Below are 21,254 nucleotides of genomic sequence, written 5' to 3' on the forward strand. Positions count from 1 at the left end.
GGTAAAAAATATTTTGTCAAGTTTTTTAAAAAGAAAAAAAGCCAGCAAATATGCTGGTTTGAGTAGTGGTCGAATTTTTGGTACTGCAAAAAATGATAGTGCTAAATCCTAAAGACGGGTAATACTTTATTCATTTATAACTGCGAATTATGATGGTTTGCTTGCCATGGAGGGAGTTTTACTTTATACTACTATACAGTAGAAAATAGTATTGTGGTGGATTATGCGGTAATCTGCTGTATTTTATTTAGGAGGATATATTAGAAGATGTGGATTGCAGACGGATGGAAAGAGTATGAAGTGATTGATACTTCCTGTGGGGAGAAGCTGGAGCGTTGGGGAGATTATCTTCTGGTGCGTCCGGATCCGCAGGTTATCTGGGATACACCGAAAACAAATAAAGGCTGGAAGCATATGAATGGTCATTACCACAGAAGCAAGAAGGGTGGCGGTGAATGGGAGTTTTTTGATCTGCCGGAGCAGTGGGATATTCATTATAAGGATCTGACTTTTCACCTGAAACCATTTAGTTTTAAGCATACTGGTCTGTTTCCGGAGCAGGCTACGAACTGGGACTGGTTTGGGGATAAGATCCGTAATGCAGGGCGCCCGGTGAAGGTGTTGAATCTTTTTGCTTATACAGGTGGTGCGACTTTGGCGGCTGCGGCAGCAGGGGCTTCTGTTACTCATGTGGATGCGTCTAAGGGTATGGTTACCTGGGCGAAGGAGAATGCAGTTGCTTCCGGACTTGGGGATGCGCCGATCCGCTGGCTGGTGGATGATTGTGTGAAGTTTGTGGAGCGCGAGATCCGCAGGGGTAATCATTATGATGCAATTATTATGGATCCGCCTTCTTATGGTCGTGGACCAAAGGGCGAGATCTGGAAGATTGAGGATTGTATCCATGATCTGATCAAGTTGTGTACAAAGATTCTCAGTGATGATCCGTTATTTTTCCTGATTAATTCTTATACAACAGGTCTGGCACCGGCGGTGCTGACTTATATGTTGTCTACGGAGCTGAAGAAGTTTGGTGGTCATGTGGATTCTCAGGAGATCGGGCTTCCGGTAAGTTCTAATGGGCTGGTGCTGCCTTGTGGTGCTTCTGGAAGATGGGAAGCGTAATTTAACCAAATCAACTGTAGAGTAGTTATATGGTTATGAACAAGCAACGGATAATTTTATCCGTTTTGAAATCCTGTTTTGAGGATTTTGAATTGTGGAAATTATAAATTACACAAATAAAAGAAAATGGTGTGAAATATAAGGTTATGAAAGAACTAAATTTAAAACACGAAGCCAAGCGTTACGGCTGTGCGGTTCTGGCTGCGATGATCATGGCGTTGAATATTAAGACATTTGTACGCGCAGGTGGTCTTTTTCCGGGAGGATTTACAGGACTTACTCTGCTGATCCAGAATATTTTCCAGACGTTTGCGGGGATTGCGATTCCGTATACATTGATCAACGTAACGTTGAACTCGATTCCTGTATTTATCGGTTTGAAATTTATCGGGAAGAAATTTACAATCAGTTCTGTCTGTGTGATCGTACTTTCCGGTCTGCTTACAGATATTATTCCGAGTCAGCCGATTACTTATGATACTTTGCTGATCAGTATCTTCGGTGGTCTGATCAATGGTTTCTGTATCAGCCTTTGCCTGATCGGTAATACGAGTACTGGTGGAACGGACTTTATTGCGATTTATTTCTCTGAGAAGAGCGGAAGAGATATCTGGAACTATATCCTGTGCGGAAATGCAGTGATCCTGACAATTGCAGGTCTACTCTTTGGATGGGACAGAGCACTTTACTCTATCATTTTCCAGTTTACCTCTACCCAGGTGATCCAGATGCTGCATCAGAGATATAAGAAGCATACGTTGTTCATCATCACGAAGGAGCCGTATCAGATTTATGAGGAAATCTTCAAACTCACCAATCACACGGCAACCCGCTTTGAAGGCACAGGATGCTATACAGATGAAAAGACCAGCATGATTTATTCTGTTGTATCTACCGAAGAAGCCAAGTTCCTGGTAAAAAAGGTACATGAGATTGATCCGAAAGCCTTTGTAAACATCATCAAAACCGACTACATTAATGGTCGATTTTATCAGAAAACAGATTATTAAATTCAATATTTATCAACAGGGCCGCTGTATATATGCAGCGGCTTTTCTATGCCATATAAAATTATTCCGAAATGTTCCAATGACATAAAAAAGCTTTCCAGGCAGGATTCTTTCCTGCTGCTATCTGAAAGCTTTGCACATTTTGAAAATGTTATATGACGGACTTAAAAATATGGTATATTGAAGGGGTTCCTTGAATTTACAGATTTGCCATTATTTTTTGCTATAATAATATTATCTTTTGGCGGAATGATATTCCATTATTGCAGGCAATCTAACCAAATCAGGTAAGCCACCTGCTTCAATTGCGAATATCCGCTTGACTTGAATCAGGTAGTGAAGCAGATTGTGAATATCTGCTTGACGATGAATTTTTTACAGGAGAAGAGAAAAGTATGATCGTATATCACTATTGCAGTTTAGAATCATTAAATTCTATTTTGAAGCATCGTTCCCTTCGTTTGACAAATATCCTGAAATCCAATGATTCGATGGAAATCAGCTGGATCTGTCGATATTACGATACAGAATTTAAAAGTGCTTACGAAAAAACTTCAGATTTATTCAAAGCCAATATTTCATTAGACAGATTTATGGGATATGTGAAACTGTTTACAGATGAATTTTTTAATGAAAACCATTCTGATTTCAGATATTATGTAACCTGTTTTTCTTATCAGAATGATCTGCTCAGCCAATGGCGGGGATATGCAGATGACGGACGCGGAGCTGCGATTGGGTTTGATCTGGATGTACTCAAAGAAATCGTAACAGTTTCGCCGGAAACTTCAAAGCCATCTATCGTGTCATTACATAAGATCAGTTATTCTGAAGCAGAACAGAGAGAAGTTGTGTTTCGGATTGTAGATGAATTAGTTGCTGAAATCGAAAAGATATTGCAGGAAGAAAAAGAATGCCTGGAAAGCGCTGAAAAAGATCAGGATTATGAAATAGAATTGATGGATAAAGTCATGAGCTGTTTTGAAAAAAAGTTTTTGAGATTATTTCAGGAATCCGTTTACATGAAAAATCCATTTTTCAGAGAAGAAAGCGAAATTCGATTGTGTGAGTTTTCGCCAAAACAATTTCTGATGGGAAGAGAAGTTGCGCTTTCTCTGGGGGCTCGTTTGTATAACTATTCCTATTATGTAAAAGAAAACCAGCTGGTATCCTATGTGGATTTTGATTTTTCAGATTGTCTTGATCAGTTGATCCGGGAGCTTGTCATAGGACCCAAGTGCCTGATGTCAGAAAGGGATATGGAGTATTATCTGACAACTCTTGGGCTTCCAAACTGTCAGGTGAAAAAATCGCAGGGGACATATCGTTAGAGGGATGCTGAGAGTTTGAGAACGGTGTATGAACTTGTGGGATCACTGTTCACGGAGCGAACAGTAACCTTGTGAGCAGCAGACGAGTTTATTCGCCTGAATATATAAAGGAAAGGCAGATGACAGGATGACAGACATAAAAAGAAAATCAGCTTTCAGAAAACGAACAGTATTTCTTATGCTGATGTTATTTCTGATAACAGGGATCAATATACATACAGTTTCCGTACAGGCAGCTACATATGTAAAACAGAACAGAACTTCAGTCAGCATAACATCGAAGAAAACGGGCTGGCAGAAAATAAACGGAGATTACTATTTTTATAACTCAAAAGGGCGTCTGATCTGTGGCTCTTTTAAATATAAGGGTTATTATTACTACAGCACTGCCAATGGCAAACGTTTCACCGGATGGATGAAACGCTCCGGTAACAAATACTACTATAACCGTAAAAACGGCGCCATGTTCCGAAACCGCTGGGCAACGGGTGATAAATACACCTATTATTTCAATAAATCCGGCGTGGCCATCGCAAACCAATGGCTTACCAAAGATGGAAAGAAATACTATTTTCTCAGCAATTCTACCATGGCAAAAGGCTGGCAGAAGATAGGGGGATACTATTATTATTTCAGCAAAAAAAACGGTGCCATGGCAAAAAATACCTGGATTGGAAACTGCTATGTTAACAGCAAAGGCCGCCGTGTAAAATCTTCAGAAGCCAAGCCAACTGTTACTCAGAGCGGAAATTCTTATACATACAAAAGCAGTACATTAAACATTAAACTTGACCGCAAATCTGTCCATGGAATTTCCTATTGGGTAGCGCACATAAAAACATCCAGTGCGAAACAGCTGAAATCAGCTCTTTCCAACGGAACCTACGGAGGCTCCCGGCAGACTACTTCTGATGCAGTATCTTCCAATGGCGGGATCATTGGAGTAAACGGCAGTGCCTTCGATTACGGAACAGGAAAACCATCTCCACTCGGCATGTGCATCAAGAATGGAATTATCTACGGCGATTATATGACCAGTTATTCCGTTATGGCAGTTAAGAACAACGGAACCATCTACACCCCGGCACAGGGTCTTATGGGAAAAGACCTTCTTGCAGCCGGAGTAAAAGATACCTATAACTTTGGTCCTGTTCTGATCAAGGACGGAGAAGCACAGTCTCCATGGGCAGAAACAGAGAAATATTATCCACGTACAGCAGTAGGAATGGTGAAACCAAACGATTATGTTCTTCTGGTAACAGACACCGGAAGCTACACAGGACTAAACCACTGGGATATGGTAAATATTTTCAAATCCTACGGATGCACCTATGCCTATAACCTTGACGGTGGCGGTTCCGCAACCTTGTACTTTAATGGAAAAGTAATGAACAAACTCATTGGCAACACCCAGCGTCCATGCGCAGATTTCCTCTACTTTACCCGGTAATCCTTTTCCAGATAAGAATCCCGCCTGCTCGCACAGGCTGCCAGCGCCCAGCACACAAGAACCAGAAATCCCATTCCAATAGCCAGCAAAGCAAGTAAAATGATGATAATTGCGCGGATAAACATAGACATGGATAACCTCCTTTCACGGATATTCTGCATACATCAATGAAAAAAGAAGCTCTTACTTATAGGATATGATTTCTGGACATATTCATTCATTGATGTTCATAAAAAAATGGATACATTAGAAATAAAAAAAGATATCAGGTCATCCTGATAAGAACAATTCAGACAGTTAAAAGATCTGTTAACTGGTTTCAATATACTCTGTTATATCAAAAAAGGCAAGCCGAAACTTTCGAGGAGTTTCGACTTGCCTTTTTAACCGGACTAAGTAAGCCCACTGCTTCAATTGCGAATATCCGCTTGATTATTTAAGCCCCAAAGAAACATATTCCATTAATCCTGACTTTTCATTTATTACAGGAATAAGAATTTCAAAACCTTTGCCACCCTTTACAGAAATCTTATGACCATTAATTACAGTTTTTCCTTCCTGCTCACCCTTCGGAAAATACTCAAAACCAGGAAGCATAGCACCACTTTGCTGCTTTGAATTCCAATAATAATAGTCATCCAATTTCCATCCATTTTTCAGAACAACAGTGGTCTTAACCTTCTTATTGGCAAACTTTCCATAGCTGAGATTTACAACGGAAGAAGAATTAAATTTAGAACCCGAAACAGAAGTACTGCCAATCTTTACAGACTGAACCGGATTCACATACTTCTTTACAATAACTTTAGTCTTATAAGTTTTTCCCTTCAACTTCACAGATACAACAGCAGTACCCGGCTTTTGAGCCTTCAGATAAAGATAATACTTACCAAAAGAGGTATCTTTTTGCTTTACCTGTTTAATAGAAACAACCGACTTATTACTTGTATTCAATTCAGAAGCCTTAGTCGATATACGCTCAAAAAACTGATAATCACGTTCAGGATATGCAACAGTGTCACCGACTCCGGCAACGCCCCCGCCCAGGTCACAACAGGCGACATCACGGTCATAGAAACCAACATACAAAACGCCAGCAAAACAGAAACCTATTTTCTACTCATCTTCCTTATGTGCTTTCCTCCTTGCGAAAACCCAATGTTAATATGTGTGCATCTATATATTATTCATTATAACAATATCTCGTATTTATTTGTAACCCCAATTGTACAAGTGTAAAAGTCTAAATATGGGGACAGGCTACTTAATAATTAAGATATCAAGTTAGGGGCAGAATACCTTTTGACCTTAACATCAAGATATAAGAATGTTGCAACAATGTTATTTGTCCAATATCCAGCGCGAAGAACCAACAGACAGATGCTTCTTCGCGCGTCCCTTCTCTATATTTTGGTAAAATATTCACAATTCCACAAAAACACTTGACAACCCTACTTTACCATACTAAAATGTAAAAAGCACAAAAACTGTTGCCACAGGAAAAACAAATGATTGTCCTATACGGAAAACAAAAACATCCATCCATGGCAGAACAAGGAGGAATATTATGAAAAAATACAGCGACATGAGCAAAGAAGAACTGCTTACACTCAAAGCACAGCTGGATAAAGAATACGCAGACATCAAAGCACAGGGATTAGCCCTCGACATGTCCCGTGGAAAACCAGCCGCAGACCAGCTCGATCTTTCCATGGAGTTAATGGACGTATTAAACAGCGACTCAGATCTCAAATGCGAAACAGGCGTAGACTGCCGTAACTACGGTGTCATCGACGGAATCCCGGAAGCAAAACGCCTTCTCGGAGAAATGTCCGAAGTAGACCCTGACCACATCATCATCTACGGAAACTCCAGCCTCAACGTAATGTTCGACAGCATCGCACGTTCCATGACTCACGGCGTAATGGGAAACACCCCATGGTGCAAACTTGACAAAGTAAAATTCCTCTGTCCTGTACCAGGATATGACCGTCACTTCAAGATCACAGAATTCTTCGGAATCGAAATGATCAACGTCCCAATGACACCACAGGGACCTGACATGGATATGGTAGAGAAACTCGTCAGCGAAGATGCAGCCATCAAAGGAATCTGGTGCGTACCGAAATACTCCAACCCACAGGGCTACACATACTCCAAAGAAACAGTAGAGCGTTTCGCAAGACTGAAACCAGCAGCACCTGACTTCCGTATCTACTGGGACAACGCATACAGCATCCATCATCTCTACGATGACAACCAGGACTTCCTCGTAGAAATCCTCGAAGAATGCGAAAAAGCAGGCAACCCTGACCTTGTATACAAATTCACATCAACATCAAAAGTAAGCTTCCCAGGCTCCGGTATCGCAGCAGTTGCAGCATCCAAAGCAAACCTGGAAGACTTCCGCAGCTACATGCAGATCCAGACGATCGGACATGACAAATTAAACCAGTTACGTCACGTAAGATTCTTCAAAGATCTCAACGGACTGCACGAACACATGAGAAAACATGCAAACATCATCCGTCCGAAATTCGAACTGGTACTCGATACTCTTGAGAAAGAACTTGGTGGTCTCGGAATCGGCGAGTGGACAAAACCACACGGCGGATACTTCATCTCCTTCGATTCCATGGAAGGATGTGCAAAAGCAATCGTAGCCAAAGCAAAAGAAGCAGGTGTCGTACTCACAGGAGCAGGCGCAACATACCCATATGGAAAAGACCCCAAAGACTCTAACATCCGTATTGCACCAAGCTTCCCGACACTCGAAGACCTTGGAAAAGCAGCAGAAGTATTTGTACTCTGCGTAAAACTTACAAGTGTAGAGAAATTACTGGAAAACGCTTAAAATAGAACCAAATCATATTTACTTTCAGGATAAATAATGTAATAATGAAACTGCCCGGCATAAATTTTTGCCGGGCGGTTGCTATTTATAAATATATAAATTACAAACAGAGACAGAACCATTTGATAAAATCAGCTGAACAGCAAGCGATAAAATAAAGCAGGAACCTTTAGGAATGAGCAATCTGCACGCCCCGTTTTGCAGTACATTTTGCCCGAATTCGGTTGTCGTAGCTAGAGAGAGACTATATGATTTGAAAGGAGAGTATATTGTGAGCACCAGAAAGAAGATCATGGTCAGTCTGATCGTAATTTTACTCCTGCTGACCGCCGGAGCATATGGATATGGCGTATACTATTTCACAGAGCACTTTTTACCGGGCTCCATGGTAAACGGCTTTAACTGCTCCTACATGACAGTATCAGAATCCGAAGACTTACTCACGAAGAAAGTAGGGGCTTATGTCCTTACCATTAATACCAGAAACAACGGGCAGGAGAGCATCACTGCTGAACAGGCCGGACTTTCCTACGATTCCGATGGAAGCGTCAATAATCTGATCAAAAACCAGAACCGTTTTATATGGTTTCTGGAATTCAGTCAGCACAACGAATACGAAATTTCATCATCTATAAAATACGATGAGCACAAAGTAAACGTTGCCATTTCCGGATTGAAATGCATGCAACAGGACAATGTTACAGAACCGTCAGACGCTCATCTTGAAGAAAAAGATGACAGATTCGTGATCATTCCGGAAGAACAGGGAAATGCGCTGAAAGCAGAGGAAACAACGCAAGATATCATCCAGGCTCTCCTTACGGGAAGAACGCCGATTGATCTGGAGGCAGACGGATGTTACAAAGAACCGTCCATTTATCAGGACAATGAAACACTGGTCAAAAACTGCGACCTGATAAACAAGCTTACAGATGTGATCATCACTTACGATTTTGACGACCGCACAGAGACTGTAGACCGAGAAGTAATTCAAAACTGGCTCACAACAGACGAAAACGGTCTTTACACTCTTGACAAAACGCAGATAGAAGCGTATATCAGTGAACTGGCGGCAAAGTACGACACAGTGGGAACAGACAGAACATTCAATACCTATGATGACCGTCAGATTTCTGTAGGCGGAGGAACCTACGGATGGCAGATAGACCAGGAAGCAGAGACAAAGGCTCTTATGGAACTGATCCAGAATGGCGAAACCCAGGTAAGAGAACCGGTTTATGCTCATGAAGGACTGGTCAGAAAGACAAATGATCTGGGATATACCTACATAGAGATTGACCTGACCGCCCAGAGAATGGTATTCTATAAGGATGGAACGCCAACTGCAGATGCGCAGATCGTATCAGGAAATCCATATGTGCCAAACTGCGCAACTCCGACAGGATGCTATACGGTAGGCGAACTGAAGAGTGGATGTACGATAAACGGTGAAGATTATCCGTCTGCAGTAAACTACTGGATACAGTTTGACGGAAATCTGGGAATTAATGATGCCCCATGGCGGACAGCTTTCGGTGAACAGCTTTATGAATTTGAGGGAACTCATGGAAGTATCTGCGCACCGTCCGATCAGGTACAGATCATCTACAGTAATGTTGAAAAGAACACACCAGTTGTGATTTATGAATAAAGGAGAATAGGAATGAAGATAGTAGTATTAGCGGGGGGAACAAGTACAGAACGTACAGTTTCTATCACATCAGGAACAGGAATATGTACAGCATTACGCCAGAAAGGCCACCAGGCAATCCTTGTGGATATTTTCTGCGGCGTGGAGAACGTAGACTGGGAAAATCCTTTCCCGGCAGAATATGATGTAGAAGCAGCATCTGCATACATGTCATCCTTCAATGACAAAATTGAAGAAATGAAGAAAGAGAGAAGAAACTTCTTCGGACCAAACGTTCTGAAGCTCTGCGAAGCAGCAGACATCGTTTTCCTTGGTCTCCATGGAGCAAACGGAGAAGATGGAAAAGTGCAGGCAACATTTGATCTGATGGGAATCAAATACACAGGAACCGGTTACTTAAGCAGTGCCATGGCAATGGATAAAGGAATCACAAAGCAGATGTTCCTGATGAACAATGTGCCGACACCGCGCGGGATTTCCATGACAAAAGACGAAATGACCACAGACCTCAAAGCTCTCGGAATGGAATTCCCTGTAGTTGTAAAAACATGCTGTGGTGGTTCCAGTGTAGGCGTTTACATTGCAAATGATCAGGCAGAATATGAGCAGGCACTGAAAGATGCTTATTCCTATGAGAACGAAGTTGTGATCGAAGAATACATCAAAGGCCGCGAATTTTCTGTAGCAGTAGTGGATGGAAAAGCTTATCCGATCATCGAGATTGCACCATTACAGGGCTTCTATGATTACAAGAACAAATACCAGGCAGGTTCCACAATTGAAACATGCCCTGCTGAAATTTCACCGGAACTTACAGAAAAAATGCAGCACTATGCAGAGGCCGGTGCGAAAGCTTTATTTATGGAAGGCTACTGTCGCCTTGATTTCATGATGAAAGAAAACGGCGACATGTACTGTCTGGAAGCAAACACACTTCCTGGAATGACTCCGACCAGTCTGATCCCGCAGGAAGCTAAGGTTCTGGGAATCGATTATCCGACCTTATGTGAGAAACTGATTGAAGTTTCTATGAAGAAGTATAAATAGAATATAGACTTTGTTGAACCAAATACTGTCGAGTGAATATAAAAAAGCACCATCCATTGCTGCTTCTTTTCACAATTGAAGCAGGGGACTTACTTAATCCAGTTAAATTTGACAGACAGTGATTTGGGTAAATCAGGAAAGTTCTTGATTTCAAATATATAAAATCATTCTATTTTAGTGAATTATATGGTTTGGTTGAATATCAGATTATAAGAAAGAAGATATAGAGAGAATATTATGAAGAATTTAACTCTGGAAAACATCGCCCGCGTATGCGGCGGCACCTACTATGGTTCGGCAGACAAACTGCAGGAAGAAGTTATGTCCATCACCACAGACAGCAGAAAAGCAGAAGCCGGGTGTCTGTTCGTACCTATCGTTGGCGAGCGTGTAGACGCACACAAATTCATTCCGCAGGTAATGGCAGCAGGTGCACTTGCAACTCTTTCCGAGCGTGTACTCGAGAACGCGGACTTTCCGTACATTGTAGTAGAATCCTCCCTGCAGGCGGTTAAGGATATCGCAGAATTTTACTTAAAACAGCTCCAGATCCCGGTAGTGGGGATCACAGGCAGCGTCGGCAAAACAAGTACAAAAGAAGTGATCGCTTCTGTACTGAGCCAGAAATACCGTACCCTGAAAACACAGGGAAACTTTAACAACGAACTAGGCCTGCCTCTTACTGTTTTTCGTCTCCGTGACGAAGATGAAATGGCAGTCCTTGAAATGGGAATCAGTGATTTCGGCGAGATGACCAGACTTGCACAGATCGCAAGACCGGACACCTGCGTGATCACAAACATCGGAACCTGTCATCTGGAGAACTTAGGAGACCGTGATGGTGTCCTGAAAGCAAAGACAGAGATCTTCAAGTTCCTCAGACCTGACGGACATATCGTTCTGAATGGTGATGACGATAAACTCTCCACAGTCAAAGACCATGAAGGCATTAAACCTGTATTCTTTGGAATGAGCAATGGATGCCAGGTTTACGGCGATGAGATCGTGAGCAGAGGCTTAAAAGGAATGACATGCACCATCCATATGGGAGGTACTGCATTTACCGTAGACATTCCAATGCCTGGCCGCCACATGGTATACAATGCTCTGGCAGCAGCTGCTGTAGGAAATACTTATGGATTGACAACAGATCAGATCAAAGCTGGAATCGAAAGTCTGGAACCGATCAGTGGACGTTTCAGAATGATTGAAACAGACAAATTCCTGATCGTAGATGACTGTTATAATGCAAACCCAATGTCCATGAAGGCATCCTTAGATGTCCTGCAGGATGGTGCAGGTCGCAGGATCGCAGTTCTCGGTGATATGGGTGAACTGGGCGAGAATGAAGTGCAGCTTCACGAAGAAGTCGGTGAACATGCCGGCAAGTGTGATATTGATGTACTGATCTGCACAGGAAAACTCTGTAAAAACATGGCAGACAAAGCAATCCAGACTAACCCGGACCTCAAGGTAGTCTACGAACCGGACAGAGAGAGCCTGCTGGCACATCTGGATGGATATGTTCAGAATGGAGATACCATCCTTGTGAAAGCGTCTCATTTTATGAAATTTGAAGAGGTGGTTGAGAAACTGCAGAACATGTAGGGATTTACCGAAATTGAGTAAGTTTCTTGTTTCAATTGATAAGATCTGCCTGGTTTAGATGGGGTAGTTGATTGTTTCAATTTACAGTGTCTATCGATAACGGGTAATATAGTATATTTGTATAATTAAAAATAGAACAGGACCGCAGATAGAGACATTCCATGTCTGAATGGAAGATCTATCTGCAGATCCTGTTTTTTTATGCAGGAATTTGATGAACGATTTTAGTTCCCTGTTTGTGCAGACCGCAGTATAATGACTTTATCAGTTCAATCAGGAGGATGTTATGCTGGAGAAAATTATGAATCTGCATCTTCTGCTTTATGCCATGATCGTGCTGGGCGGACTTGGCGCACTGGGGATGCTGACCACACATCTTACTTACCGAAGACTGATCAGAAAAAACACAGAGCTGAAATCAAACCTCAAAGAGAAATGGATGAATCTCTGGAAAACAAGAGACAAGCTGTTAAACCGCATGAACCGGCTTGTATGGTATCCGTCACTTTTCTGTACGGCTCTTCTTGGACTGGCTTTTTTTCTGTACTCAGAAAATATGAGATGGGACGGAATGCCGCTGGCATATCTGTATGTGGGAGCTATTGTTCCTGCAGCACTGCTTTTGCTGAGACAGGCACTTGACTTTACATACAGGGAAGAGCTTCTGATGAATACTCTTTCAGATTATGTAGAGCATGTTCGAACCTGGGTGGAGGAAGTTCCGGCAGCGGAGAAACCGGATGAGACTGCGAAAGAAGCGATTGTAGAGCACATTGCAGAAAGCATTCGTCAGACTGCGGCTACAGGAAGTCATTTCAGCAGAATGCTTACGCCTGAGGAAGAAGAAATCATGCGGGAGATCATACGAGAGTTTATGGAATGATCCCGGAAATAATTAATGATCTGTCAAACTGGAATGAAATATGTAGTTTCAGAAGAAGGCATTGCCTGAGACGACATACATATTCATTCCGGAATGGCAGAAATCTGTTAAGTGGTGATGAGTATATGACATGTAAAAAAGATTAAGAATTTGATCAATAATCATCGTCTTCTTCGATTACCTGGATTTCCAGATAATCAAAGTCTATCTGTTCTATAAAATTATCCTGATAAAATCTTGCTTTTCCATGTTTTTTGAAATGTTTGACCGTAGAGTCAAGCCAGATCGGATTGCCCAGATCCATTTCGTAGCAGATGCTTTCCAGACCGCAGAAAATCTTATGTGTCCGGGTGTCTTTGGAATCATCGCAGATTACGGTATCTTTTAGTAAATGGTTATCTTTCCATAATTTTCCCCATAAGCGAAACATAATAGAACTCCTCCTGATTAGAACAAAAGATAGTATTGAGTATAGTTTATTTTGGGTAGAAAGTAAAGGGAAGAGGGACGTGTAGAAAAATATTTCATTTCATGTGCGGTTTCGGACGCTAAGATATTCTAAGTTCCTAAAAATCTGCTAAAAGCATGAGAAATCAGAGCCAAACTCGCTGCGCTCAGACAGTGTCTCTGATTTCTCATAACGCAGATTTTTAGAAACTAAGAATATCTAAGCATCATGCAAATGTACATGAAATGAAATATTTTTCTACACTGATGTTGGTCTCGCGGGTGGTGTTTGGGTGTGAAAATGTTATAATGGGATATAAGTTTAAAGTGCAGCAAAATATGAAATACAATGGGAGGATATACGAAATGGAATTAAAGGAATTGTGTAAAGGAATACAGATTCCGCAGGAAGCTTGTGGGAGAGTGTTTGAGGAGTATGAGAAGGTAAATCTGGCGGAGATGGAGCGTCAGTTAAATAACCTTATGGAGAGAGGAACAGCTGAGAAGGCGTATCATCAGCTGGTGAATTGTCTGGGAAAGGATCCGGACAATATGAAAATGCTGATGTGTCAGCTTGTATGTGCGTGCCGGGATTATGACAGGTATAGGGAGCTGGGGATTTCAGATGAAATTTATTTTAATACAATGAAATGTTTTACCAGATTTCTGGGAGAGCGCAGAGAGAGAACGGGGGAGGTTTTGTTTGATCGTGGATGGTGGACATATCGTCAGGTAAGTATGACGTTGCTTCGGATTGGAGAACTGGAATATGAATTGACTGCGTTTGAAGGGAAAGATGCGATCAGTATCCACATTCCTTCAGATGCAGCGTTTATCCCGGAGGAGGTAGAGGAATCTTTAAGAATGGCAGAGGATTTTATCAGGCGTGTTTATCCGGAATACGTTGGTGCAGAATATTTTTGCGAATCCTGGCTTCTTTCACCGAGACTGGCGGAGCTTGTAAAGGAAACTTCTAATATTCGAAAGTTTCAGAAGCGTTTCGTTATTAAGGAGGATCTGCCTGAGGACAAGGAATATATGGAGTGGTTATTTGGAAAAACACCGGATACACCTCTTGAAGAGCTTCCTGAGAACACTTCACTACAGCGAAAAGCGAAAGTGTTACTGGAAAATGGCGGAAATCTGGGGGCAGGTGTTGGAATTTTAACGAAAACGTTTACGTTAGAAAATTGAAAATTGATTCACAAACTACAGAAATGTCGAAAAATATAAGAATAATAAAAATCCTGACGAAAACGAATTGAGTAAATATGCATAATAAAACAGATTAAATATAATGCGAATTATACGAAAAGCATAAGTTAAGCAAAAAAACCATTGACAAATTGGGTGATATGCTGTTTAATGAAGAAAAGAAAACGATTAAGTAGAGCGAAATCAAACAAAACTTAATCAGAAATGTGTTTCGAAAGCGTAAGCAGAAGAACACATCACACACCAACGTGTAAGAAATCATTTATTTCTAAAGGAGGACACACAATGAAGAAAAAAGTAATGGCAATTGCTCTGGCAGCAGCAACAGTATCATCCATGATGGGCGCATCAATGGTAAGCGCAGCAACAGACGTAGCAAACAACGATCTGGCTTACAAGGGAGATCTGGAGATCATGCATTACTCCACATCTGAAGAGTCTGAAGGAAATGGTGGATCTGATGGATTCCGTACAGTATTAGCAGCATGGAACGATGCTCATCCGGATATCAACTTAAATGAGAACGTTCTTGCAAACGCAGAATACAAAACACAGATCGCTACTCTTGCAGCAGCAGATAACCTTCCGGATGTATTCCTTCTTCAGGGTATGAATACTAAAGCATGGGCAGAGCAGGGATTGATCATGGACCTGACAGATACCATCAAAGCTTCTCCATATTATGATCAGTATGATCAGGATTACTTCACACCATTTAAAGATGGCGACAAGCTTTATGGATATCCAGTACTGACAGGTGGTACCTGTACAGTAGTTATCTATGATAAAGCAATGTGGAAAGAAGCTGGATACGATGCATTCCCGTCAACATGGGAAGACGTAGAGAAAGCTTCCGAATACTTTAAAGAGCAGGGAATCGACACTGTAGCATTTGGTAACGGTGGAAAATGGCAGGCAAACAGTGACTTCCTTTCCACTCTTGGTGACAGATATACAGGCAAAGACTGGTTCCAGAGCCTGATCGACAAAGGCGGTGCAGCATTTACAGATGAAGCATTTGTAAAAGCTCTGACAGAAACACAGCATCTGTTCACAGAAACAGATATCTTCAACGAAGATTACAATTCTGTAACAAACGAAGATGCACGTGAATACTATATCTCCGGTGACGCAGCAGCATTCATCGGTGGTAACTGGGATGAATCCTACATCGCAGCAACTCTGAAAGACAGCGATGAAGAGAAATTCAACAATATCGGATTTGCAGTTCTTCCACAGCCGGCAGATGCAACAGAAGATCCAGATTCTCAGAACATCGGTCTTGGATACGCTGTAGCAATCAACCCTAAGGTTGCAGATGATCCTGATAAATTAGCAGCAGCTATCGACCTTGCACAGGAAATCACAGGACCTGCATTCTCTACATACGTAGCTGAGAACTATGCACTTGGCGGATTAACAAAGACAGACGATGTTGACCTGAGCAAATTTGACCAGATCACACAGGATTTCTACAACTATTCATATGTTGATACAACAAAATGTGAGATTTATGACTCCTACATCAACAGTGCTGTATGGGATGTTCTGAATACAGACCTTCAGACTATGATGAATGGTGAAATGACACCTGAAGAAGTAGCTGAAAACGCTCAGAAAGCATACGAAGAGAATTACTAAAATCTGAACCGAACTGAAACAGTTTCCTGATTCGGTTACGGAAAGCAATGCAAAGTAACCGTTCTGCCCACTGCGGTGGGCGGAGCGGTTTTGTACTATTATATGAATGGGCACTTTTCTGTAATAGTATAAGAAGTTACTGTTCGCTGGCGATCCAGCACAAATTCGTATGCTTGTTCACTAAGTGAACATGTGGCTAGGAGTTTTTTTCAGGAAAGAGAGGTACAGCATATGTTGACGACAATCAAGCCCAAAAAGAAAACGCTTATTTTATATCTGATCATACCTGTTCTGATGTTTGTGTTTACCGTATTCGTTCCACTGGTAACTGCACTGGTATACAGTTTCTTCGAGTGGAAGGGCGGCCCGGTGAAAACATTCAACGGACTTGCAAACTATAAACAGCTGATCCAGGATACCACATTCTGGCAGTCATTCGGACACAACATTTATCTTGTAATCGCATGTATTATTGGTCAGATTGGTATCGCATTTATCCTTGTACTTATGGTAAATGCAAAATCTACTAAATTAAAAGGTATCCATCGTACATTCGGCTTCTTCCCGAGTACGATCGCAGCAGTTTGTATTGGTTTGATCTGGAATATGATCTACCACAATAAATACGGTCTGATCAACTGGTTCTTAAAAGCAATCGGCCGAAAAGATCTCTGCCAGGTATGGTTAAACAATTCCAAGATCGTTATGCTCTGCGTAACAATCCCGCTGATCTGGCAGTTCATTGGTTATTATATGGTAATTATCCTGTCCGCTATCTCATCAATCGATTCTGAGATTTTTGAGAGCGCACAGATTGACGGAGCAAATGGAGTCCAGACAGCATGGTACATTACTCTGCCGTTGATTAAGAACACAATGCTTGTATGTATTACCCTCTGCGTAGCCGGTAATATGAAAGCTTTCGATAATATCTATGTTATGACAAAGGGTGGTCCTGGTACTGCATCCATGGTTATGGCGATGTACGGATATCAGGTATCCTTCAGTCAGAGTAACATGGGATATGGTAGCTGTATTTCCGTAGCGATCTTCGTATTATCTCTTCTGGTGATCGGAAGTTCACAGGGACTTATCAAATATCTGACCAGGGAAAAGGAGGCATAAGATTATGAATATGAACGCACCTAAAACTCATAAAGTGAGAAAAGGGGTTGCAGCAGTGGTCATGAACGTGATCCTCATTATCTTCTCACTCTCCTGTATTTTCCCGATCGTGTGGATGGCATATTCTTCTCTGAAAGAGAAACGTGTATTTAACGCAGATATCATGGGTCTGCCAAAGAATCCGACACTGATCAACTACATAAAGATCCTCAGCAACAAGGATTATCATCTGGGCGAATCAATGCTTAACAGTGTAAGAACAACAGGACTTTCCATTATCCTGATCATCCTGTTCAGCTTTATCGTAGGTTACATCCTTGCACGTGTTCATTTCAAATTAAACCGTGTATTATATGTAATGTTCCTGATGGGTATGCTGATCCCGATCCATTCCCTTCTGGTTCCGATTTACGTTGTATTCCAGAGATGTGGAATTAACAACAGATGGTTTACCCTTCTTCTTCCATACGTTTCCTTTGGTCTTCCGATGGGAATCTTCCTGGTAGAAGGTTATGTAAAAACAATTCCGGTTTCACTGGAAGAGGCAGCAGCGATCGATGGAAGTAACTTCACCCATACCTTATGGACGATCATCCTTCCAATCTGCCGCCCGATCCTTACAACAGTAGCGATCATTCAGGTATTCAGCTGCTGGAATGAATTCTCATTCGCATTAGTTCTTATTAAAGACGTAAGCCTGCAGACAGTTCCTCTTGCACTGACTCAGTTCAAAGGACAGTTTGCATCAGACTATCCGAAGCAGATGGCAGCCATGCTGATCACTATGGCGCCGGTTGTTGTTCTCTACTTCGCATTCAGCAAGGAAATCATCAAAGGTATGGTATCCGGAGCTGTAAAAGGTTGATATTGCCGATTCCTCTTATGATTTAGCCAAGAATCCCCTGGAAGGTGTGTGACTCCTTACTTTCCGGGGGATTTCTTTATGTGGTTTGTTTTGGAAAAAATACTTGCGTCGCCGGACTTGATTATTCGTCGGGAATACTCTATAATAAAATTTAAAATTTCCATAAATTAGCGTGTCAAAGTGTACGCGGGACGGAATTTGTCTCAGATTGCCTGCAGCAATAAAATTTTGGACTTAAATGTCCCGGGATAGCAGCATATGAACAGCGGCAGATGTACATAACGCAAAAAAACAGAATGGAGGATACATTATGAAATTATACGATACCGGAGTATATTTACTGAATGGTCAGAAGATCGTTCCGGAGAATCGGGCAGATGTTCCTGTTTCCAAAGAGGAAGCAGCAAAGAACACCATCGCCTATTCAATTCTGGAAGCGCACAATACTTCTGGAAATATGGAGAAGCTTCAGATCAAATTCGATAAACTGACTTCCCATGATATCACCTTTGTTGGTATCATCCAGACAGCCCGTGCTTCAGGACTTGAGAAGTTCCCGGTGCCATATGTTCTGACAAACTGTCATAACTCTCTTTGTGCAGTAGGCGGAACCATCAATGAAGATGACCACATGTTTGGACTTACCTGCGCCAAGAAATATGGCGGCGTATACGTACCACCTCATCAGGCAGTTATCCATCAGTTCGCAAGAGAAATGCTTGCAGCAGGCGGCAAAATGATCCTCGGTTCAGACAGCCATACCCGCTACGGTGCTCTTGGTACAATGGCAATGGGCGAAGGCGGTCCGGAGCTTGTAAAACAGCTTCTTTCTCAGACATATGATATCAATATGCCGGGCGTCGTTGCAATCTACCTCACCGGCTCTCCGCGTCCGGGCGTAGGTCCTCAGGACGTTGCCCTTGCGATCATCGGCAAAGTTTTTGCAAACGGCTATGTAAAGAATAAAGTAATGGAATTTGTCGGACCTGGTGTTGCAAACTTAAGTGCTGATTTCCGTATCGGTGTGGATGTAATGACAACAGAGACAACCTGTCTTTCTTCTATCTGGCAGACAGATGAGAAGATCCAGGAGTTCTATGAGATCCACGGCAGAAGCGAAGATTACAAAGAACTGAAACCAGGCGCAACCGCATACTATGATGGATGTGTAGAAATCGACCTCAGCGAGATCAAGCCAATGATCGCTATGCCGTTCCATCCAAGTAATACATACACCATCGACGAACTGAAAGCAAATCTGGATGACATCCTTGCAGATGTTGAGAAGAAAGCTCAGGTCAGCCTTGACGGAAAAGTTCCTTATACATTAAGAGATAAAGTCATTGGTGGCAAACTTTATGTAGAACAGGGAATCATCGCAGGATGTGCAGGTGGCGGATTCGAGAATATCTGCGCAGCAGCTGATATCCTGAAAGGAAAGAGCATTGGTGCAGATGCCTTTACATTAAGCGTTTATCCGGCAAGTACACCAATCTACATGGAACTGGCTAAGAATGGCGTTCTGGCAGAACTGCTTGGAACAGGTGCAGTTGTGAAGACTGCTTTCTGCGGACCATGCTTCGGTGCCGGCGATACTCCTGCAAACAATGCGTTCAGTATCCGCCACACAACCAGAAACTTCCCGAACCGTGAAGGTTCCAAGATCCAGAATGGTCAGATTTCTTCTGTTGCACTTATGGATGCACGTTCCATTGCAGCAACAGCAGCAAACAAAGGGTTCCTGACTTCCGCAGAGGATTACACAGGCGGCTACACAGGTCAGAAATATTTCTTTGACAAGACAATTTATGAGAATCGTGTATTTGACAGCAAGGGCGTAGCTGATCCAAGTGTAGAGATCCAGTTTGGTCCAAACATCAAGGACTGGCCGGAGATGGCAGCACTTCCGGAGAATTTGATCGTGAAAGTAGTTTCTGAGATTCATGACCCTGTTACTACAACAGACGAGCTGATCCCATCCGGTGAAACTTCTTCCTATCGTTCCAACCCGCTTGGACTGGCAGAGTTCACACTTTCCAGAAAAGATCCTGCTTATGTGGGACGTGCAAAAGAAGTTCAGAAAGCACAGAAAGCGATCCAGGAGGGCAAATGTCCGGCAGAAGCACTTCCGGAACTGAAACCTGTAATGGAAGTGATCAAGAAGGATTACCCGGATGTCAGCAAAGAGAATGTTGGTGTCGGAAGTACGATCTTCGCAGTGAAACCTGGTGACGGTTCTGCCCGTGAACAGGCAGCATCCTGCCAGAAGGTACTTGGCGGATGGGCAAATGTTGCCAATGAGTATGCAACGAAGAGATATCGTTCCAACCTGATTAACTGGGGTATGCTTCCATTCCTGATCAAAGAGGGTGAGCTTCCATTCACAAACGGAGACTACCTGTTCTTCCCGGAAATCCGTAAGGCAGTATCAGAGAAGGATGATGTGATCAAAGGATATGTTGTTGGTGACAACGGACTGAAAGAGTTTGAAGTAACTCTTGGAGAACTTACGGATGATGAACGTGAGATTATCCTTAAGGGATGCCTGATCAATTATAATAGAAAATAAGATGTATGAGGCGCAGCTGTAGATTATATGGCTGCGCCGTTTTTGTATAACTAGCATAAATAGTCAGAAAAGAACGAAATAAATATAAATATTGTGAAATTAATGTAAATAAAACAATAATATAACAAAAATAATGAAATAAATGGTAAAAATGTATTGACAAATAAGAAGATGGGTGGTATTATAAGTCCATCAAAAGAAAACAGGAAACAAAATAAATAATCAAAGAAATTCATTCAATTCATAGCATATATAAATGATCCAATGAAAAGGATGAAAATAACAGGAAGGTTTAGGTGATTCCATTGGGAAAGAAGTTATAACATCATCAATATAAGAGTGATGGGTATCGCATTTCCTGCAAGAAAGACCTGATACAGAAATTAAATGAAGAAGTTTTTTCCTTATATAAAAAATATACGCACAGTTCAGT

The 21,254-nt window shown here is 41.9% G+C and carries 17 protein-coding genes and 1 pseudogene; 14 read left to right on the plus strand and 4 right to left on the minus strand.

The features are described 5' to 3' along the window. Positions 1 to 267 precede the first annotated feature (267 nt). The 4 genes from KQI87_RS01865 (at position 268) to KQI87_RS01880 (ending at position 4,916) form a co-directional block, all read left to right on the plus strand. Positions 268 to 1,125 carry a class I SAM-dependent methyltransferase gene (locus KQI87_RS01865; protein ID WP_216458666.1) on the plus strand — a complete coding sequence of 286 codons (858 nt, stop codon included), beginning with the start codon at positions 268 to 270 and terminating at the stop codon, positions 1,123 to 1,125. A 146-nt stretch (positions 1,126 to 1,271) separates the two neighbouring features. Continuing rightward, positions 1,272 to 2,135 carry a YitT family protein gene (locus KQI87_RS01870; RefSeq protein ID WP_216458667.1) on the plus strand — a complete coding sequence of 288 codons (864 nt, stop codon included), beginning with the start codon at positions 1,272 to 1,274 and terminating at the stop codon, positions 2,133 to 2,135. 395 nt (positions 2,136 to 2,530) lie between these two features. After that, positions 2,531 to 3,466 (plus strand): DUF2971 domain-containing protein, encoded by a 936-nt coding sequence (locus KQI87_RS01875; RefSeq protein ID WP_216458668.1) that lies wholly within the window; start codon positions 2,531 to 2,533, stop codon positions 3,464 to 3,466. Positions 3,467 to 3,593: 127 nt separating this feature from the next. After that, on the plus strand, positions 3,594 to 4,916 hold the full coding sequence (locus KQI87_RS01880) for a phosphodiester glycosidase family protein (RefSeq protein WP_216458669.1): 1,323 nt from the start codon (positions 3,594 to 3,596) through the stop codon (positions 4,914 to 4,916). Here the strand turns inward: KQI87_RS01880 and KQI87_RS01885 are convergent. Next, the gene (locus tag KQI87_RS01885; RefSeq protein WP_216458670.1) at positions 4,901 to 5,047 is read right to left on the minus strand and encodes a hypothetical protein; all 147 of its coding nucleotides are present in this window, start codon (positions 5,045 to 5,047) and stop codon (positions 4,901 to 4,903) included. The genes KQI87_RS01880 and KQI87_RS01885 overlap by 16 nt on opposite strands. 301 nt (positions 5,048 to 5,348) lie before the next feature. Next, positions 5,349 to 6,005, minus strand: coding sequence for a hypothetical protein (locus tag KQI87_RS01890; RefSeq protein ID WP_216458671.1), 657 nt, complete (start codon positions 6,003 to 6,005; stop codon positions 5,349 to 5,351). Between the two features lie 478 nt (positions 6,006 to 6,483). On the opposite strand from KQI87_RS01890, the gene KQI87_RS01895 reads away from it, so the two are divergent. Continuing rightward, positions 6,484 to 7,770 (plus strand): PLP-dependent aminotransferase family protein, encoded by a 1,287-nt coding sequence (locus KQI87_RS01895; RefSeq protein WP_216458672.1) that lies wholly within the window; start codon positions 6,484 to 6,486, stop codon positions 7,768 to 7,770. 169 nt (positions 7,771 to 7,939) lie between these two features. On the opposite strand, the pseudogene KQI87_RS17445 reads toward KQI87_RS01895, so the two are convergent. Beyond that, positions 7,940 to 8,002 (minus strand): annotated as a pseudogene (locus KQI87_RS17445) (DUF6783 domain-containing protein); the annotation flags it as partial. 39 nt (positions 8,003 to 8,041) lie between these two features. On the opposite strand from KQI87_RS17445, the gene KQI87_RS01900 reads away from it, so the two are divergent. The 4 genes from KQI87_RS01900 (at position 8,042) to KQI87_RS01915 (ending at position 12,959) form a co-directional block, all read left to right on the plus strand. Then, positions 8,042 to 9,421 carry a L,D-transpeptidase family protein gene (locus tag KQI87_RS01900; RefSeq protein ID WP_330655652.1) on the plus strand — a complete coding sequence of 460 codons (1,380 nt, stop codon included), beginning with the start codon at positions 8,042 to 8,044 and terminating at the stop codon, positions 9,419 to 9,421. 12 nt (positions 9,422 to 9,433) lie between these two features. Continuing rightward, positions 9,434 to 10,468, plus strand: a complete 1,035-nt coding sequence (locus KQI87_RS01905) for a D-alanine--D-alanine ligase family protein (protein WP_216458674.1) — start codon at positions 9,434 to 9,436, stop codon at positions 10,466 to 10,468. A gap of 237 nt (positions 10,469 to 10,705) precedes the next feature. Continuing rightward, positions 10,706 to 12,076: a UDP-N-acetylmuramoyl-tripeptide--D-alanyl-D-alanine ligase gene (locus KQI87_RS01910; protein ID WP_216458675.1), complete on the plus strand. Its 1,371-nt coding sequence runs from the start codon at positions 10,706 to 10,708 to the stop codon at positions 12,074 to 12,076. A gap of 286 nt (positions 12,077 to 12,362) precedes the next feature. Further along, on the plus strand, positions 12,363 to 12,959 hold the full coding sequence (locus KQI87_RS01915; RefSeq protein WP_216458676.1) for a hypothetical protein: 597 nt from the start codon (positions 12,363 to 12,365) through the stop codon (positions 12,957 to 12,959). Between the two features lie 154 nt (positions 12,960 to 13,113). Here KQI87_RS01915 and KQI87_RS01920 read toward each other — a convergent pair whose 3' ends face one another. Next, positions 13,114 to 13,389, minus strand: coding sequence for a hypothetical protein (locus tag KQI87_RS01920; protein WP_216458677.1), 276 nt, complete (start codon positions 13,387 to 13,389; stop codon positions 13,114 to 13,116). Positions 13,390 to 13,772: 383 nt separating this feature from the next. Here KQI87_RS01920 and KQI87_RS01925 point away from each other — a divergent pair, with 383 nt between their 5' ends. The 5 genes from KQI87_RS01925 (at position 13,773) to KQI87_RS01945 (ending at position 20,821) form a co-directional block, all read left to right on the plus strand. After that, positions 13,773 to 14,600, plus strand: a complete 828-nt coding sequence (locus KQI87_RS01925; protein WP_216458678.1) for an acyltransferase domain-containing protein — start codon at positions 13,773 to 13,775, stop codon at positions 14,598 to 14,600. Between the two features lie 306 nt (positions 14,601 to 14,906). Continuing rightward, positions 14,907 to 16,262 carry an ABC transporter substrate-binding protein gene (locus KQI87_RS01930; protein ID WP_216458679.1) on the plus strand — a complete coding sequence of 452 codons (1,356 nt, stop codon included), beginning with the start codon at positions 14,907 to 14,909 and terminating at the stop codon, positions 16,260 to 16,262. Between the two features lie 231 nt (positions 16,263 to 16,493). After that, positions 16,494 to 17,387 carry a carbohydrate ABC transporter permease gene (locus KQI87_RS01935; RefSeq protein ID WP_216458680.1) on the plus strand — a complete coding sequence of 298 codons (894 nt, stop codon included), beginning with the start codon at positions 16,494 to 16,496 and terminating at the stop codon, positions 17,385 to 17,387. A gap of 4 nt (positions 17,388 to 17,391) precedes the next feature. Beyond that, positions 17,392 to 18,252 carry a carbohydrate ABC transporter permease gene (locus tag KQI87_RS01940; protein WP_253292333.1) on the plus strand — a complete coding sequence of 287 codons (861 nt, stop codon included), beginning with the start codon at positions 17,392 to 17,394 and terminating at the stop codon, positions 18,250 to 18,252. A gap of 310 nt (positions 18,253 to 18,562) precedes the next feature. Next, positions 18,563 to 20,821 (plus strand): hydratase, encoded by a 2,259-nt coding sequence (locus KQI87_RS01945; protein WP_216458681.1) that lies wholly within the window; start codon positions 18,563 to 18,565, stop codon positions 20,819 to 20,821. Positions 20,822 to 21,254 lie beyond the last annotated feature (433 nt).

Source organism: Blautia sp. MSJ-9 (assembly GCF_018919065.1).
In the GTDB taxonomy this organism is placed as follows: domain Bacteria; phylum Bacillota; class Clostridia; order Lachnospirales; family Lachnospiraceae; genus Blautia_A.

What these genes read in the sequence shown, in the direction of transcription:
- KQI87_RS01925 (WP_216458678.1), top strand. Translation starts at nt 13,773, where the DNA reads ATGGAATTAAAGGAATTGTGTAAAGGAATACAGATTCCGCAGGAAGCT.
- KQI87_RS01895 (WP_216458672.1), top strand. Translation starts at nt 6,484, where the DNA reads ATGAAAAAATACAGCGACATGAGCAAAGAAGAACTGCTTACACTCAAA.
- KQI87_RS01910 (WP_216458675.1), top strand. Translation starts at nt 10,706, where the DNA reads ATGAAGAATTTAACTCTGGAAAACATCGCCCGCGTATGCGGCGGCACC.
- KQI87_RS01940 (WP_253292333.1), top strand. Translation starts at nt 17,392, where the DNA reads ATGAATATGAACGCACCTAAAACTCATAAAGTGAGAAAAGGGGTTGCA.
- KQI87_RS01880 (WP_216458669.1), top strand. Translation starts at nt 3,594, where the DNA reads ATGACAGACATAAAAAGAAAATCAGCTTTCAGAAAACGAACAGTATTT.
- KQI87_RS01930 (WP_216458679.1), top strand. Translation starts at nt 14,907, where the DNA reads ATGAAGAAAAAAGTAATGGCAATTGCTCTGGCAGCAGCAACAGTATCA.
- KQI87_RS01905 (WP_216458674.1), top strand. Translation starts at nt 9,434, where the DNA reads ATGAAGATAGTAGTATTAGCGGGGGGAACAAGTACAGAACGTACAGTT.
- KQI87_RS01920 (WP_216458677.1), bottom strand. Translation starts at nt 13,389, where the DNA reads ATGTTTCGCTTATGGGGAAAATTATGGAAAGATAACCATTTACTAAAA.
- KQI87_RS01865 (WP_216458666.1), top strand. Translation starts at nt 268, where the DNA reads ATGTGGATTGCAGACGGATGGAAAGAGTATGAAGTGATTGATACTTCC.
- KQI87_RS01870 (WP_216458667.1), top strand. Translation starts at nt 1,272, where the DNA reads ATGAAAGAACTAAATTTAAAACACGAAGCCAAGCGTTACGGCTGTGCG.
- KQI87_RS01915 (WP_216458676.1), top strand. Translation starts at nt 12,363, where the DNA reads ATGCTGGAGAAAATTATGAATCTGCATCTTCTGCTTTATGCCATGATC.
- KQI87_RS01875 (WP_216458668.1), top strand. Translation starts at nt 2,531, where the DNA reads ATGATCGTATATCACTATTGCAGTTTAGAATCATTAAATTCTATTTTG.
- KQI87_RS01945 (WP_216458681.1), top strand. Translation starts at nt 18,563, where the DNA reads ATGAAATTATACGATACCGGAGTATATTTACTGAATGGTCAGAAGATC.
- KQI87_RS01935 (WP_216458680.1), top strand. Translation starts at nt 16,494, where the DNA reads ATGTTGACGACAATCAAGCCCAAAAAGAAAACGCTTATTTTATATCTG.
- KQI87_RS01885 (WP_216458670.1), bottom strand. Translation starts at nt 5,047, where the DNA reads ATGTCTATGTTTATCCGCGCAATTATCATCATTTTACTTGCTTTGCTG.